This is a genomic window from Dyella sp. (genome assembly GCF_036746095.1).
Taxonomy (GTDB): domain Bacteria; phylum Pseudomonadota; class Gammaproteobacteria; order Xanthomonadales; family Rhodanobacteraceae; genus Dyella_B.
The window spans coordinates 77,881-93,156 of the sequence record NZ_DAIOEU010000002.1; the positions used below are offsets into that span (position 1 = coordinate 77,881).

Genomic DNA, 15,276 nt, shown 5'->3' on the forward strand with positions numbered 1-15,276 from the left:
GAAGCAGCTCAGGATTCCGGCGTTCTCTGCCGGCCGCGAATGTCGATGCGTCGCACTTCGGTGAAATAGATCAGGATCAGCGACACCCACACGATGCCGTACAACAGCATGAAGGCGCTGGAGCGAATGCCCAGCAGATCAAGCAGGCCGCCCCACAGGATCGGCAGCAGAAAGCCGCCAAGGCCGCCCGCAAGCCCGACGATGCCGGTCACGATGCCCAGCGAGTCGGAGAAGTCATCACCCAGGTACTTGAACGTGGACGCCATGCCGAATGCGAGCGCGACACCCAGCACGAACAGCAAGGGCGTAAACGTCCACAGACTAAGTCCGATATGAAAACTCGACGGGCCACGACTGGTCTGCACGATCAATTGCGTTTGCGGATATGACAACAGGAATAACGCGATCCACGCCAGCCAAAGCACCCACCAGGTCAACGCATGGGCACCAAACCGATCCGACAGTGCGCCGCCCACCGCACGCAATACGCCGGCCGGCAGCGAAAAGCAGGCCGCCAAGGCTGCAGCGGAGGCAATTCCCAAGCCGTATTCGCCCGCGAAATACTGCGGCATCCACACGGACAAACCGGTGAACCCGCCAAACGCGAGCGAGTAATACTGGCAATACTTCCAGACGCGCGGATTGCCCAGTACCTGCAACTGCTGTTTCAAACCTGGCGAGCTTTTGCCGCTGGCGCCCGGATCAGGTGCCGACAACATCCAGAAGATCGCCGCCGTCAATAACAGCGCGACAGCGTAGATGCGCGGCACCGCGCGCCATCCCAGTGCATCGACCAGGGCCGGCGCCACAAACATGTTGAGCGCCGCACCGCTGGTGCCGGCACCAAAGAAACCCATCGCGAAGCCACGTCGGTTGGGCGGAAAAAAACGCGCGACATAGGGCGTGCCAACCGCGAACGACGCACCCACCGCGCCCAGGCAAAGGCCGATGGCAAGGAACTGCCACAATGCCGCGGCATACGTCACCAACCATACCGGTAGTGCCGCCACGACAAGCAATAAGGCCATCACCATGCGGCCGCCGAAGCGGTCGGTCCAGATGCCCAATGGAAGTCGCAGCAACGCGCCGCTCAAGATGGGTGAGGCGGTCAGCAGGCCGAATTGGGTGGCATTGAGATTGAGTTCGCGACGAATCGGAATGCCGATCACCCCGAACGCCATCCACACGGCAAAGCACACAACAAAAGCAAACGTGGTGACGAACAACACCCTGTATGCAACGCCCATACCCCTGTTTCCTTGTCAAGACAGGAATCCGTACTTCAATTGGCGTGTGTTTATCGTGCCCCGTACGTGCAGACCCGCAACCCGCGTCGCCCAAGATAACGAAGGGGAAGGAGCCGTCATTTGATCTGGATCAAGTTGCTGTCTGGCAATGCGCGACAGGCGATACCTTCATCGCAGGCAAGTTAAAAGCGGGTGACGGTCGCGTAAAAGAAAATAGCCAGCCATTGCCTCGGCCGGCATGTCATGCCTACGCATGCAATACCGCAGCGCCGCTCAACCGCCCTGCCCGCAAATCGTCGAGTGCCTGGTTGGCTTGCTGCAACGGGTAGCGATGCGTGGAAGTGTGCACATGCTTGCACGCCTCTTCGGAAAAAAAATCGCGCGCATCGGCACGGGTAAGGTTAGCCACGGATACGATTTCCCGCTCCCCCCACAACCAGCGGTATGGGAACGACGGAATATCAGACATGTAAATACCGCCACACACGACGCGTGCGCCCTTTTTCACGGCACGCAACGCTTGCGGCACCAATGCGCCAACGGGCGCAAAAACAATGGCGGCGTCCAACGACACGGGCGGCATCTCTTCGGAAGAGCCGGCCCAGACGGCGCCCAATGAACGTGCAAACGCCTGCGCGGCGCCGTCACCGACGCGCGTAAAGGCGTAAACGCTGCGCCGCTGCCTGAGCGCCACCTGGGTGACGATGTGCGCTGCTGCGCCGAAGCCGTACAGTCCCAGGTGCTGACCGAGGCCGGCCTTTTCCAGGCAGCGCCAGCCGATCAATCCAGCGCAAAGCAGCGGTGCCACGGCGACCGGATTGGCGTCCTTCGGAAGGTGCACGCAGTAATCTGCGCGCGCAACGATATGCGTGGCATAACCGCCAGGCCGGGTGTAGCCGGTGAACGTCGGCGCGTCACACAGGTTTTCGCGTTCCTCGCGGCAATACTCGCAATGGCCGCAGGTGCTGCCCAACCATGGCACGCCCATGCGGTCACCGATCTCCACACCGGCAACACCGGGCCCCAAGGCATCCACGATGCCGACGCATTCGTGGCCGGGAATCACCGGTGTCACGATATTCGGCAGCTCGCCGTCCACCACATGCAAGTCAGTACGACACACGCCGCAAGCTTCGACACGCAGACACAACTCGCCGGCTGCAGGCACAGGATCGGGTAACTCCTGCCACGTCAAAGGTTTACCAATTTGGTTCAACACCATCGCGTGCACGGTACTTGCCTCGCAGAGGATGGGCACATGATGACGCCAAACGACGCACCTTCGAGTTGACATAGCTCAAGGCAGCCTTCGCTCCGTCCAGGCACGATCCTCGACACCATCTTTTCCGATGCCCGCCTGGAGGCCACATGTTCAAACGCATACTACTTCCGACCGATGGCTCGGAGCTGTCATTGAAGGCGATTCGACTTGGCTTGGATCTGGCCAAGACCTGCGGTGCCAGCGTGATTGCCTTGCACGCGGTGCCGCCCGTGCAAAGCCTTGCCTACATGACCGAGATCGTGGCGAACATCGGGTTCGACTACGCCAAGGAAGCGACTCGTTTTGCCGACCGCCATTTGGACGACGTCCGCGTCATGGCCGAGCAGGCTGGCGTGCCATTCGAACGTCTTTTGCTGTTCGGTTCACAACCGTACCAGGCTATCGTGCAGACCGCCACGGATCGTCAGTGCGACTTGATCGTGATGGCCGCGCACAGTTGGGAAGGTCTTGCGCGGTTGTTGATGGGCAGCGAAACGCACAAGGTGATATTGAAATCGCAGGTGCCGGTACTGGTGTGTCATTGATGTAAGCGCATGCATCAATCGCTGCATTGGACTCTAGATCGTTGCGCTACTCAAAGTCAGGGGGACGTCGCACGTCCGGTCCTGCTCCATTACGACTTGGGAATCGCGCTCAACGCGTTCCGATGCTTGACTCGAAGAGGTATGAGTACAAGAACGATCACGTTAAGAAGCAGCGGCGCGATCGCCATCGCTCCTGCGATGAAAGAGGCCACGGCAAGCACAATGGATAGGACCGCTGGAAGTACGATGAGCCACCACTTCGGATATTGCTTGAACCACACCTCAAAGGTGGCAACGGCATAGAGGGCGCCGAGCACCAAACCAAGAATAGGCTCGATGACTGTCTGGCTGCCTCCTACCATACGAATGACTCCTACGATGAAATTGGCGGCAGCCGAATAACCAAGAATGCCAAACATGACCATCATCGCCTTGTAGTCACGGCTCTCAATGGCTCGGCGCTGGTTGCGGCGTGCAATGCTAGCGCGACGGTTGGTTTCAAAATCCATAAATTTACTATCCTTCTATCAAGTCACTAACACGGCATTTTCAAGAAATAGTTGGCTGCCCCAATCAAATCTGTGTTTTACTGCCGATCCTCGTCTTTCCTTGCGTTTCTATTTGGAAGTCCGGGAGCGAAAATCACCACCAACAGTACGCACAAACCTCCAATGGCAATTGGAGCCAAAATGCCCGCCGGTGTCGTCAGCATATCGATAGCTCGCTTCGCTGCAGGATGCCACCCATTCGCCCAGGCGTCCCTGACAATAAGACTGGTTGGCGTACCAATGCAGCCAACCATGAAAACGAGCCATAGACGGAATCGTCGAAGCATTTTGGCCAGGGGTTTAGCCAAGAATCCACCAAATATTCCGGACCAGAACCAGTCAGTCATCGTTGTCGTCTCCTTACTTTGTCGCTGCCGGCGCAGGGGCCTGAGGGGGCGTCGCTGACTCTTGCGCTACGGCTTGAATTGCCTTTTTGACAGGTACTGTCATCAATATCTGATTTCCACGAATCACAGCTCCTTCAATGGTGGAAAAGTTCTTCCAAGTATTTGCCACATTTGCTGCTTGGAACATTGTTGTTTGAAATGCGCCGCCCAACGCGCCTACTGCCATCGTTCCGCTGAGGCCAACAAACGAGAAACGATGGTCGAAAGCTTCGCCAAATCCTGTTCCTGTTGACCAAGAATCGCCAAGTGCTCCGTAGACGGCGCCTCCTGTGTAGGTGACGCCAGACATCACAGCACTTGTCCCCATGCCGGCTGTCAACGAATAATTTGCCGTAGCAACCTGGTAGGCAGCCCACGCCTCCTGTCCCCTGGCAATGGTCGCAGGCGCAGCAGCAACCGCCACGGCTGTCCCCGCACCCGCCGCCGCAGGCACAAAGAATAATTGTCCATACTGGCTGCGGACTTCATCCGCATACACCAATCCCCACTGAGATTGATGATTCAGATAATTCTGCAAGCTGATATTTTGGTCAACTTGTAGTCCCAACTGGGCCGCCAACGGATCCGTGGCATAAGCACGTGCGGCGAGGATGTTCGCTTTGCAGGTGTCGGAGAGGTCGCCGAAACTGCCACTGCAGCCGACGACAAGCAGTTTCTCTTGATCAGCCGACAGCATTTCCGCGGTGCTCTTGGCAGATTCGATGCAAACACGATCGCCTTCGCACCGATTGATCTCTTTTTGCAGATCTGTCAGCTGCTGATGCGTTAGATAGTTGTACGTCGTTCCATCCAGCGCCGTCGCCGCACCGGCACCGCCACCTACCGCGGCCCCTACCGCCGTGCTTGCCAGCTGCAACATACTGGCAAATTCCGGTGATCCAGGCGTATAGCCCTGGCTCACCAATAGTCGGCCATCTTCTGGACCACAAGCTGATTCGCGGCAGCACCTAACGCACCACCCACCACGTCGCCGCCACCTAGGGCTGCGATGCCAGCACCTACCACGCCGTGCAGAACCGTTCGCTCCGTGCTGCCTTCGGCCCAACCCATTTGTCCGGCGCCGCTGGCGTTGGTGAAGGCACCGCCGACGGTGAGCGTGGCGTCATGGTTGCCATCGCGCTCAGTATCGCTTCGGAAAACATCCCGCAGGCGTTGAGATAGGCATCCGTCCACCAAAGCGCCGGTGCCACAAACCATCCCCACAAGGCAAACGGTGCGAAAGGCGCCTCGGAAGCGAATGCCTCGAATGGAGCGAGGCGGGTATCAAAGTCATAGATCGACATATTCATGACGCTCTCTCGTTCAAGCAAAGGATGGATTCACCGTAGGTGGCGGCGAGATGTCCCGCATAAGCTGCGCCGTGTGTTCCGCGATCATCGCTTCTTCGTCGGTGGCAACGACCAGCACACGCACAGCGCTTCGCGTGCTGCTGATCAGGGTTTCGTGCCGATCGTTTGCCACCTCGTCGCACTCCACGCCAAGCCATGTCAGCGCATCGCAAATCTCGGAGCGAATGGAAGCGGCGTGTTCGCCGATGCCGGCGGAAAACACCAGCGCATCCAAGCCACCCAGCGCGGAGGTCAAAGCGCCAATTTCTTTCACGATGCGGTAGACGAACAAGTCGATCGCCTCCCTGGCGCGGGGGTCCTCGCTTTCCAGCAACGCGCGCATGTCGTTGCTGACGCCGGATACACCCAGCAGGCCGCAGTCGTGATAAAGCATGTGTCCGACGGCGGCAGCATCGAGTCCGTACGCTTCTTGCAGGTAAAGCACCACGCCGGCATCGATGCTGCCGCAGCGCGTACCCATCATCAGGCCATCGAGCGCGGTGAAACTCATGGTGGTATCGATGCTTTGCCCGTCCCACATGGCGCACAGGCTGGCGCCATTACCCAGGTGCGCCATGATCACGCGCCCTTTCGCCAGGGTTGGTGCTAGCACGCGCAGGCGCCCGGCCAGGTATTCATAGGAGATGCCATGAAATCCGTAGCGGCGCATGCCCGCATCCGTATACAAACGCGGCAGTGGCAAACGCTCCGCCACCGCCGGCATGTCGCGATGAAACGCGGTGTCGAAACACGCTACCTGCAACAGGCCGGGCCGCAGGCGGCTCAGCGCTTTGATGGCGGCAAGATTGTGCGGCTGATGGAGTGGTGCCAGCGGCACCAGTTTTTCCAGCGCGCCCAAGACATCCTGATCGATGCGCACGGGACGATGAAACAAGGCGCCCCCATGCACGACGCGATGCCCGACGGCAACCAGCGCTTCATCACCGAGATGAGAGGTGACCCATGCCAGCAGCCTCTGCAGAAACTCTTCGTGAGACGCCGCATGATGCGGCCACGCGTAGCTTTCCAACACGGCGCCATCCGGCGCACGCGCCAGGAAGCGTGGCGCTTCGCCGATGCCTTCGATCTGCCCGTGCGAGATCAGGCGTTGCACGCCGCTGCCCAGTTCGTACAGTGAGAACTTGATGCTGGAGGAACCGGCGTTGAGGGTGAGAATGGCCTTCGGCATGTTCAGCCCTCCGCCACTGCGGCCACATCTGTTGCCTTGCAGGCTTGCGCCAGCAAGACAGCCACGACGCAGGATGCGATGCGTGCACGCGGCGTATCGGCACGACTGCTGAGGATGATCGGCACCTGCGCCCCCATGACGATGCCGGCCGCTTCCGCACCACCCAGGAAGCTGAGCTGTTTGGCCAGCATGTTGCCGGATTCCAGATCGGGCACCACGAGAATATCGGCAGCGCCAGCCACTGGTGACGCGATACCCTTCTCGCGCGCAGCCGCCGCGTCCACGGCATTGTCGAAAGCAAGCGGCCCATCGACGATGCCGCCGGTGATCTGCCCCCGCTCAGCCATCTTGCACAGCGCTGCGGCATCGACCGTGGATGGCAACGCGGGGTTGATGGTCTCGATCGCCGAAAGCACCGCCACCTTGGGGCTGGGGATGCCGATAACGTGCGCCAGGTCGATGGCGTTCTGGACGATGTCGCGCTTCTCCATCAACGTCGGAAAAATGGCGATCGCCGCATCCGTCACCATCAGCAAGCGTGCATAGCTGGGCACATCCATCAGGAATACATGGCTCATGCGGCGCCCCGTGCGCAATCCGCCCTTCGCGCACACGGCATGCATGAATTCATCGGTGTGTAGCGAGCCTTTCATCAGCAACTTCGCTTCGCCACGCTTGACCAGGGCCACAGCCTGCTCCGCGGCGGCATGGCTATGCGGTGCATCAACGATTCGAAAGCGCGTCATGTCGACACCCGCGCACTGCGCGGCGACGGCGATCTTGTGCGCCGGCCCGACAAAGATCGGCGTGATCAGCCCTTCTTCCGCCGCTTCCACCGCCGCGGCCACGACAACGTCGTCACACGGATGCGCAATGGCGGTGGGAATGGCCGCGCCGGCTTGCACGCGCGCCGACAAGGCGCGAAACCGATGACGATGGGCAATGACTTCATGCATGACTGATATGTCCCATCAATACATGTGCTGGCCGCCGTTCATCGCCAGATTGCTGCCGGTCATGAAGGCGGCAGCATCACTGCAGACGAAGCCGACCAAGGCGGCGATTTCATCCGGCCGGCCCAGGCGTCCAACCGGGATCAACGGAATCACCTTGGTTTCCAGCACCTCCTTGGGTACGGCTGCCACCATGTGCGTGGCGGTATATCCGGGCGACACGGTGTTGACGGTGACGCCATGTCGCGCCACTTCCAATGCCAGCGATTCGGTAAAGCCATGGATGCCCGCCTTGGCGGCGGCGTAATTGCATTGGCCGTATTGGCCTTTGGTGCCGTTGATCGAGCCAATGTTGACGATGCGTCCCCAGCCGCGTTCGGTCATGTCCGCGCAAAATTGCTTGGTGACGTTGAACATCGAATCGAGATCGGTGTGCATCACGGCTTCCCAATCGTCCCGGCTCATCTTGAGAAAGCGCCCATCGCGGGTGATGCCGGCGTTGTTGATCAGGATGTCCACCTTATAGCCATCCCTGGCAATCTCGCCGGCCATGCGCTGGCACGATGAAAAGTCGGCCACGTCGACGGTATACGCCTTGAAACGATAGCCTTCCGCCAATTGATCGCGGAGCCAGGCATCGACGTGGTCGTTGTGGGGTGAATGCGTGACCAGCACGGTGCAACCGGCATCGTGCAAGGCCTTGGCGATTGCCTCGCCAATGCCCCCCATGCCTCCTGTTATCAACGCCACATGCCCGGCAGTCATGACTTGGCCCCGGTCGCAGCGGTGTTATTGAACAGCTTGAAGAAATCGACCATCGCGACGTTGAATGGCTTGGTGGCTTCCAGGCCGCCCATCGCCTTGGCCGTATCGCGCTGCCAGATCAGGAACGCATCCTGCAAACCGGTCATGAATCGCGTCTGGTTGGTAACGACTGCCTGCGCCATGGATTGTGCATCGCCGACGCGCTCTTGCATCACGCGCAGGAAGGTTTCGCCGGGAATGGCTGCCAGCGATTGCCATTCGTCGTTCAACGATACCTTGTCGATCTCTTCCTGCGTTTCGGCAATGCTTTCGTCCACGGCGTGATCGAATGTGCCCAGCCAGCGCTGGCCGCATTCCTTAAGCAGCTTGTTGGTACGTAGCGCGAATTGCAGGTTGGCCTTGTACAGTTCGAAGGGAATGTCGTTTTGGGTGTTGGGTGTGGTCATGATGAGGTCCTCATAGAATGAAGGTGTGCTTCTTGCTGGGGTGTGTCACATCCGGAATGGGTGTGACGGATGGCAAGATTTGTTTTCCTCGTCATTCCGGCGAAGGCCGGAATGACGGCATCACGATGGCACCATGGATGCAAAGCGTCATACTCATTTCTCCAACACGTAACACCCAGGCGCTAGCGGCAGTTCACTTTCGCTCGTGCCTGGCAAGCCTATGCGCGGCGGCGGCGTCGGTGCATCCGAATGCGCGTTCAACCAGCCCACCCACGCCGGCCACCACGAGCCTTCCTTGCGCTCCGCCTGTGATAGCCAGGCATCTGAGGCCAGCGTGGCGGCGCCGCGCGGGTGCTTCAGCATGCGAAAACGTCGCCCTGGGTGCCCCGGTTCGCTCACAATGCCGGCGTTGTGCCCCCCGCTGGTAAGTACGAACGTCACCTCGCCGGTAAACAGGTGATGCACTTTGTAGACCGAATGCCACGGTGCGACGTGATCGGTTTCGGTAGCAACGCAGAACACCGGTGCGGCGATGTCTTTCAATTCCACCGGCTTGCCATCCACCCGATAGCGCCCTTCGGCCAGATCATTGTCAAGATAGAGACGACGCAGGTATTGCGAATGCATGGTGGCCGGCATGCGCGTGGCATCGGCGTTCCACGCCAGCAGATCGTTCATGCCGCGGCGCTCGCCGAGCAGGTAATCGTTGATCATGCGCGACCACAACAGATCATACGAACGCAGCATCTGGAATGCGCCAGCCATTTGCGTAGCGGTGAGATAACCGGCCTGCCCCATCTGGTCTTCCAGCAGTGAAATCTCGCTTTCATCCACGAACAGCGCCAACTCTCCCGGTTCGGTGAAATCGGCCTGCGCGGCCAGCAAGGTCATGGATGCCAGGCGGTCGTCGCCCTCGCGTGCCATGGCCGCCGCCGCAATCGACAGCAACGTACCGCCAAGGCAGTAGCCGACACTGTGCACCCGCTGATGGGGAACCATGGTGTTGACCGCTGCCAATGCGGCGCGTACGCCAAGGTTCAAATAGTCATCCATGCTCAGACGAGCATCGCCGCGATCCGGGTTCTTCCATGAAATGCAGAACACCGTGTAACCCTGCGCAATCAGATAACGGACAAGCGAGTTAGCGGGTGACAGGTCGAGTACGTAATACTTCATGATCCATGCGGGCACGATCAGGATCGGTTCCGGACGCACCGTTTGGGTGGTGGGCGAATACTGGATCAGCTCGATCAGCGTATTGCGCAATACAACGCGTCCGGGCGTCACCGCAACGTCGCGCCCGACCACGAAGCGCTCGCTACCCGGTTCGGGGGTACCGCTGACGTAGCGCAGCAGGTCTTCCATCCAATTCAATACGCCGCGCATGAGATTGCGGCCGCCTTCTTGCTTGGTGCGTTCGAGCACGACCGGATTGGTGAACAGGAAATTGCCTGGCGACAGCACGTCCAGCCATTGGCGCGCGACGAAATCCATCACCGTCTGATGATGCGTGGAAACACCGTGCACACCCGTCGTGGCGGCATGCCACCAGCGTTGCTGCAACAGAAAGCATTGGTGCAGTACATCGAACGGCCATAACCGCCATGCCGGATCGGCGAAGCGAGAATCGTTGGCGGGCAGCTCGGCGCAGGGTGCCACCTTGCCGTCGTGCTGCATGGCGCATTTGCACAGGTATGCCTGCAGCTGTTGCGCCTGCGCCAGGCCGAGTTGCAGCAGGTCGAAACGCTTTCCCGGCGAACGCAGCAGATGCAGCATCCAGTCGGCGAAGGCAAGGTACAGCGATTCCACCGACAGCGATGCGCTCCAGCGTGCCTGCAAGGCATGCACGGGCGGATCGAGCGTGATGGCAGCGGGTGCCTTCAGTAGGTTCACGGCAACGTCCTCTGTGATGAGACCACGGTGCCATGGGTGGGAAGGTGGCTCGTTGATGCAGGTCAAGCGGGGCGGTGATCGAAGGTCGCGACGATGCTGTTTCAGAGCGGCTCGTCATTCCGGCGAAGGGCGGAATGACGGCCATGGGGTTACGGTTCACCCTCTGAAAATATCGAACGGTTCCACCTTCAGCACTTTGCGGATGCTGATATAACTCGACACCGCCGCAATCAAAATCACCATCCCCAGCGCCAAACCGAGATTGCCCACCGTGATCAGCGCCGCGTAATCGGGCAGGCGCAAGCGCGCCACGGCGATCATCAACGCGCACAGGCCAGCGCCGAGGCCGTAGCCGGTGAGGCTGGTGAAGGTGACCTGGAACAGGATCATGTAGGTCAGCTCATACCCCTTGGCGCCAATGGCCTTGAGTGCACCGAACTTGTCGAGATTTTCCAGCACGAACGTATAGAACGTCTGCGCGGAGATGGTCAGGCCCACGATGAAGCTGATGATGGTCATCAACATGATGTTGGTGCCGACGCCGGTCTGGTATTTATAGAAATTGGCGATGCGCTGTTCGAATTCGTCCTTCGTCAATGCCAGGTAGCCCAGCCTTGCCACCTCGCGCTTGATCGCAGGGATAGCCTGCGCGTTCATCGGCTCGGCCAGGATGTAGGAAATCGTGAAGCGCGGATTGGGTATGTATTCGGTGGCGCGGCGATAGGTGGTGTAGAGCGTGGGCACGCCAAATAGCCCGAAGGCGCTGACCTTGGCGATGCCGACGATGACGCCGCGGTGATCGTTGAGCTCAAATTCCGTACCCACGCCGGGTTTGCCGAGCTTCGGATACTCGGCGTCATTCACCACGATAAAGGCGTTCTCGGCGTAGATGTCCTGGATCTGCCCCTGCTCCAAGGCTGGCCGGCCGACCAGGCTGGTATCGTCCAGCCCCATCACGGTGACCGCCTGATACGTACCATCCTTCAGCTTGACCTGCGCACCGCCCGAATACAGCGGCACGGCATAACGCACGCCGCGGATGCTGCGCACGGCGTCGAGCAGATAGTTGGGCATGGGGATGCTGCTGGCCACGGTCTGCACGGAAGGATCCATGATCCACATCGAGGCACCGATGTTGGTCACGGTGGATGCCGAACGATTCAGAATGCCCGCGAACAGCGAGGTCATTTCTACCATCAGGAACACTGAGAAGGTAATGCCGAGCAACAGCGCAGAAAACTTGCCGCGGTCGTTCACCAGCAGCTTGTAGGCGAGCTTGAGGATGCCGGTGTACGTCATGGCAGCCGCGCCTTGGCGGAATGATCGGCGGCAAGCCCGTCATGCCACCAACCGCCGCCAAGCGCGACATACAGCGCGACCGTGTCCTGATAACGCTGGGCCACCGCCTGCACGTACGCAATGTTCGCCTGGCGGTATTGCGTATCGGCCACCAGCACGTCGACATAATTGGCAAGGCCCGCCGAGTAGTTGGCCTGCACCAGCCGTAACGCCTGCCCGGCGTCGCGGCAGGCTTCATCATTGGCCTGCAAGGCTTCTGCGTCGTGCTGCAAGGCTTTCAGTACGTCGGCCACTTGTTGGAACGCTGCAAGCACGGTGCTGCGGTAGGTCTGCAGCGACGCCTGGTAGGCATCGCTGGCTGCTTTGCGGTTGAACCAGCGGGTACCGCCCTGAAAGACCGGCTGCTGCACGGAGGCGCCGGCGCCCCAGAATCGTGTTTTGCCCTGGCCGAGCGAGCTCGTATCGTTCGCGGCCGATCCATCCTCGCCGCTCAGCACGATCGAAGGAAACAACGCCGCCGTCGCCACGCCAATGTTGGCGCTGGCTTGATGCAAGCGCGCCTCGGCAGCAAGGATATCCGGCCGCTGGCGTACCAGCTCGGACGGCAAGCTGATCGGCAACACCGCGGGAAGCCGCAGTTCGGCAAAGCGCAGCTCCGGCATGGCACCTTCGCCGGGTGTCTCACCCAGCAAGGTATGCAGCAGGTGGTCGGCCTGATCACGCTTCAATTGCAATGAAGCAAGCAATGCAAAATTCGACGCGCGTGCGCTGCGCAGCGTCAGCAGATCCGCATAAGCCTCTTCGCCGGCGTGAATGCGCGCTTGGACCAACTCCAATTGCTGCGTTTGCAGGGAGAGAAGCTGGCGCACCACGGTGATTTCATCCATATACGCCTGCCGCGCCAGCGCGGTATTCACCACGTTGCCGGTCAACGCCAGATAGGTGGCCTGCATCGCGTAGCCTTGGCCTTCGGCACCTGCACGCAAGCTTTCGACTGCACGACGTTCGCCACCGAACAGATCCAGCGCGTAGCTGACTGTCGCGCTCAACGTAAACAAATTGAAAATGCTGCCAATGCCACGCAAACCCTGCGCCGGCGCAATGCGTTGGCGAGCAGCATCAAAACCAACGTCCAGCTGCGGAAAGAACACACCCTGCCCCGCACGCAGATTGTCCTGGGCTTCCTGCAGGCTGGCCTGAGCCGATTTCAGATCGGGATTGCCGGCCATGGCTTGCGACACCAGCGCGTTGATGGCTGGCGAGCGCAGCCCTTGCCACCAGTTGGCTTTGACGTCGGCGCCGTAGGCGAAGTGCTGGGTTTGGCCAATGGCGGTGGTGAATTGCGAAAGATCGCCGTGCGGAAGATAGCGTGCGTTGGGTGGCGCATTAGGACGCTTGAAATCCGGGCCGGCGGCACATGCGCATAAAGCCAAGATCAGAAACAACACCGCGCATGTGCGAAGCACGCGCGGGAATCCCTCTACGAAGATTTGAAGGCCGCTGCCAGTGACGCTACTTCTCGCCCACATACACATCTACCTGCTGCCCCGGATAAATCATGACGTTGACCGGCTTCCTGAAGCGGAATATCACCGGCAATACGCGCAGATCCACGCGCTCCTGGCGCTGATCCGACAACTCGATCTTGGGCGTCACATACGGCTGGATGCGCACGAACTCGAGCGGAATCTTAATGTCCGCGCCGCGCAGCGACATTTGTGCATGGATGGTGCCGCTCACCGGCAAACGGCTCACCAGAATTTCGTCGATGAAACAGCGCACGGACAGATAAGCCTGTGGTTCACCCATCACCACCACCGGATCGTAGCCCTGCGTATAGGTGTCGTAGGCACCTTGAGGGGAAACGTAACTGCCCAGCGCCGTATTGACCGCCAACACCACGCCATCGGCCGACGCACGCAAGGTGAACTTCTGCAGCAAGGCATTGGACGATTGATAGGCCTGCTCCAGCGCGTTGTATTGGGCTTGCAGGTTGTGGATGTCGTAGACCCAGGCGCCCGCCTTGATCAAGGCGTACTGGCGGCGCGCGTACTGTAGATTGGCTAGTGCCGCCCGCGTCGCATCACGCGCGCTATCCAAGGCATCCTTGCTGACCGAGCGCGGGTCGATGCGATAGGAATGTTGCTGTTTCTCGTAGGCATCGCTGGCAGTTCTCACGCCGGCCTGCGCCTGGTCAACTTGCGCTTCGGCCACGTCCAGCGTTTCCTTGCGCGGTTCGGCTTGCAGCTCCTGCCATTGCGCCAGCGCGGCTTCAGCCTGGTGTTGCTGTTGCGCCACCGTCGCCCGCTGCACCGAATCGTCCACCAGCGCCAGCGGCTGCCCGGCTTTGACATGATCACCCTCATGCGCATAGATGCGCACGATGCGTCCGGCTACGTCGGGATAGATGTTGATGTTCTCGCCGCTGCCCTGGTAGCTCTCCACAATGCCATTGGTGTAGATGCCACTGGCATAAGGGTTGGCAGGCGGACTGAAGACCGGTGGCAACGGCGGCTTTTGCTCGCCGTAGATATAGGCGCTGAGCAGCGCAAACAGTACGCCGCATCCTGCCATGCCAAAGATGATCTTGTTGTTCATGATGCGGCGCTCGCGCGGTCGGTGATGCGTCCGTCTTCCATATGCATCACGCGGTCGGCAAACTCGAAGATGCGCGCGTCGTGTGTAACGATCAGGATGCAACGCTGCGGGTTGAGCACGTGTTCACGCACGAACTGCAAAATCATGCGGCCCGTGTCGCCGTCCAGCGAGGCGGTGGGTTCGTCGAGAATCAGCAGTTCCGGATCACCTACCAATGCCCTGGCAATCGCCACGCGCTGCTGCTCACCGCCGCTGAGTTTAACCGGTGGCAATTCGGCGCGGTTTTTCAAGCCGACGATGTCCAGTGCCTGCACGCCTTTGGCCACGGACGCATCCCAGTCCTGATGGCGCAACACCAAAGGGATGGCCACGTTCTCAGCAGTGGTAAGACGAGGAAACAAATGGAAATCCTGAAACACGAAGCCAATGGTGTTGAGGCGGAATTCGGCCAGGTCATCCGCATTCATCTGCCACACATTGGCGCCGTGGACGGTCACTTCTCCAGTTGTAGGCCGCAAAATGCCCGAGATCATGCTGAGCAGGGTCGTTTTGCCGCTGCCGGAAGGGCCGACAATAAACAGAATTTCGCCGTAGCACGCCTCGAACGTCGCGTCGCGCACGGCGATCGTAACGGCCTCTCCCTGACCGAAGGATTTGGTGAGCGCATGAGCTTGGATGGCGGCGGCGTTCATGGCCGCCACTTTAGGAAATGGCGGCGCAATGGCGGTTGAGGAAAATCAAGTTGCTCTGCTGTTGGCGCAAGCCCGGCCCGATTGCTACCCATCGGTCAAGAATGC

Annotated in this window: 16 protein-coding genes; 1 reads left to right on the plus strand and 15 read right to left on the minus strand. The window is 59.9% G+C overall.

From position 1 onward, the window contains the following. Positions 1 to 8: 8 nt before the first annotated feature. Together V7M64_RS01470 and V7M64_RS01475 are read right to left on the minus strand one after the other, a co-directional pair. Positions 9 to 1,247 (minus strand): MFS transporter, encoded by a 1,239-nt coding sequence (locus V7M64_RS01470; protein ID WP_333676511.1) that lies wholly within the window; start codon positions 1,245 to 1,247, stop codon positions 9 to 11. Between the two features lie 247 nt (positions 1,248 to 1,494). Beyond that, positions 1,495 to 2,469, minus strand: coding sequence for a zinc-dependent alcohol dehydrogenase family protein (locus V7M64_RS01475; protein ID WP_333676513.1), 975 nt, complete (start codon positions 2,467 to 2,469; stop codon positions 1,495 to 1,497). A 146-nt stretch (positions 2,470 to 2,615) separates the two neighbouring features. Here V7M64_RS01475 and V7M64_RS01480 point away from each other — a divergent pair, with 146 nt between their 5' ends. Continuing rightward, positions 2,616 to 3,053 (plus strand): universal stress protein, encoded by a 438-nt coding sequence (locus V7M64_RS01480; RefSeq protein WP_333676515.1) that lies wholly within the window; start codon positions 2,616 to 2,618, stop codon positions 3,051 to 3,053. Between the two features lie 89 nt (positions 3,054 to 3,142). On the opposite strand, the gene V7M64_RS01485 is transcribed toward V7M64_RS01480, so the two are convergent. The 13 genes from V7M64_RS01485 to V7M64_RS01545 form a co-directional block, all read right to left on the minus strand. Continuing rightward, positions 3,143 to 3,562: a hypothetical protein gene (locus V7M64_RS01485; protein ID WP_333676517.1), complete on the minus strand. Its 420-nt coding sequence runs from the start codon at positions 3,560 to 3,562 to the stop codon at positions 3,143 to 3,145. Between the two features lie 77 nt (positions 3,563 to 3,639). Beyond that, on the minus strand, positions 3,640 to 3,948 hold the full coding sequence (locus tag V7M64_RS01490; protein ID WP_333676519.1) for a hypothetical protein: 309 nt from the start codon (positions 3,946 to 3,948) through the stop codon (positions 3,640 to 3,642). A gap of 13 nt (positions 3,949 to 3,961) precedes the next feature. Next, entirely contained in the window at positions 3,962 to 4,867 is a 906-nt protein-coding gene (locus V7M64_RS01495) for a hypothetical protein (protein ID WP_333676521.1), read from the minus strand. Between the two features lie 38 nt (positions 4,868 to 4,905). Beyond that, positions 4,906 to 5,181, minus strand: coding sequence for a hypothetical protein (locus V7M64_RS01500; RefSeq protein ID WP_333676522.1), 276 nt, complete (start codon positions 5,179 to 5,181; stop codon positions 4,906 to 4,908). Between the two features lie 129 nt (positions 5,182 to 5,310). Continuing rightward, positions 5,311 to 6,525 (minus strand): acetate/propionate family kinase, encoded by a 1,215-nt coding sequence (locus V7M64_RS01505; RefSeq protein ID WP_333676524.1) that lies wholly within the window; start codon positions 6,523 to 6,525, stop codon positions 5,311 to 5,313. A 2-nt stretch (positions 6,526 to 6,527) separates the two neighbouring features. Continuing rightward, positions 6,528 to 7,481, minus strand: a complete 954-nt coding sequence (locus tag V7M64_RS01510; RefSeq protein ID WP_333676526.1) for a bifunctional enoyl-CoA hydratase/phosphate acetyltransferase — start codon at positions 7,479 to 7,481, stop codon at positions 6,528 to 6,530. A 15-nt stretch (positions 7,482 to 7,496) separates the two neighbouring features. Next, the gene (gene phbB / locus V7M64_RS01515) at positions 7,497 to 8,243 is read right to left on the minus strand and encodes an acetoacetyl-CoA reductase (protein ID WP_333676528.1); all 747 of its coding nucleotides are present in this window, start codon (positions 8,241 to 8,243) and stop codon (positions 7,497 to 7,499) included. After that, entirely contained in the window at positions 8,240 to 8,689 is a 450-nt protein-coding gene (locus V7M64_RS01520; protein WP_333676530.1) for a phasin family protein, read from the minus strand. The genes phbB and V7M64_RS01520 overlap by 4 nt, the downstream gene beginning before the upstream one ends. Before the next feature lie 153 nt (positions 8,690 to 8,842). After that, the gene (locus V7M64_RS01525) at positions 8,843 to 10,582 is read right to left on the minus strand and encodes an alpha/beta fold hydrolase (protein WP_333676532.1); all 1,740 of its coding nucleotides are present in this window, start codon (positions 10,580 to 10,582) and stop codon (positions 8,843 to 8,845) included. Between the two features lie 156 nt (positions 10,583 to 10,738). After that, a complete protein-coding gene (locus tag V7M64_RS01530) occupies positions 10,739 to 11,881 on the minus strand; it encodes an ABC transporter permease (protein ID WP_333676534.1) in 1,143 nt (380 codons plus the stop codon). Beyond that, positions 11,878 to 13,347: an efflux transporter outer membrane subunit gene (locus V7M64_RS01535; protein WP_333676535.1), complete on the minus strand. Its 1,470-nt coding sequence runs from the start codon at positions 13,345 to 13,347 to the stop codon at positions 11,878 to 11,880. Before V7M64_RS01535 ends, V7M64_RS01530 begins: the two co-directional genes overlap by 4 nt. A 46-nt stretch (positions 13,348 to 13,393) precedes the next feature. Continuing rightward, positions 13,394 to 14,479: a biotin/lipoyl-binding protein gene (locus V7M64_RS01540; RefSeq protein ID WP_333676537.1), complete on the minus strand. Its 1,086-nt coding sequence runs from the start codon at positions 14,477 to 14,479 to the stop codon at positions 13,394 to 13,396. Continuing rightward, on the minus strand, positions 14,476 to 15,171 hold the full coding sequence (locus V7M64_RS01545) for an ABC transporter ATP-binding protein (protein WP_333676539.1): 696 nt from the start codon (positions 15,169 to 15,171) through the stop codon (positions 14,476 to 14,478). The genes V7M64_RS01540 and V7M64_RS01545 overlap by 4 nt, the downstream gene beginning before the upstream one ends. Positions 15,172 to 15,276 lie beyond the last annotated feature (105 nt).

Coding starts and splice junctions, on each gene's coding strand:
- V7M64_RS01530 (WP_333676534.1), bottom strand. CDS start 11,881: ATGACGTACACCGGCATCCTCAAGCTCGCCTACAAGCTGCTGGTGAAC.
- phbB (WP_333676528.1), bottom strand. CDS start 8,243: ATGACTGCCGGGCATGTGGCGTTGATAACAGGAGGCATGGGGGGCATT.
- V7M64_RS01485 (WP_333676517.1), bottom strand. CDS start 3,562: ATGGATTTTGAAACCAACCGTCGCGCTAGCATTGCACGCCGCAACCAG.
- V7M64_RS01520 (WP_333676530.1), bottom strand. CDS start 8,689: ATGACCACACCCAACACCCAAAACGACATTCCCTTCGAACTGTACAAG.
- V7M64_RS01475 (WP_333676513.1), bottom strand. CDS start 2,469: ATGGTGTTGAACCAAATTGGTAAACCTTTGACGTGGCAGGAGTTACCC.
- V7M64_RS01510 (WP_333676526.1), bottom strand. CDS start 7,481: ATGCATGAAGTCATTGCCCATCGTCATCGGTTTCGCGCCTTGTCGGCG.
- V7M64_RS01480 (WP_333676515.1), top strand. CDS start 2,616: ATGTTCAAACGCATACTACTTCCGACCGATGGCTCGGAGCTGTCATTG.
- V7M64_RS01490 (WP_333676519.1), bottom strand. CDS start 3,948: ATGACTGACTGGTTCTGGTCCGGAATATTTGGTGGATTCTTGGCTAAA.
- V7M64_RS01545 (WP_333676539.1), bottom strand. CDS start 15,171: ATGAACGCCGCCGCCATCCAAGCTCATGCGCTCACCAAATCCTTCGGT.
- V7M64_RS01470 (WP_333676511.1), bottom strand. CDS start 1,247: ATGGGCGTTGCATACAGGGTGTTGTTCGTCACCACGTTTGCTTTTGTT.
- V7M64_RS01540 (WP_333676537.1), bottom strand. CDS start 14,479: ATGAACAACAAGATCATCTTTGGCATGGCAGGATGCGGCGTACTGTTT.
- V7M64_RS01505 (WP_333676524.1), bottom strand. CDS start 6,525: ATGCCGAAGGCCATTCTCACCCTCAACGCCGGTTCCTCCAGCATCAAG.
- V7M64_RS01495 (WP_333676521.1), bottom strand. CDS start 4,867: ATGTTGCAGCTGGCAAGCACGGCGGTAGGGGCCGCGGTAGGTGGCGGT.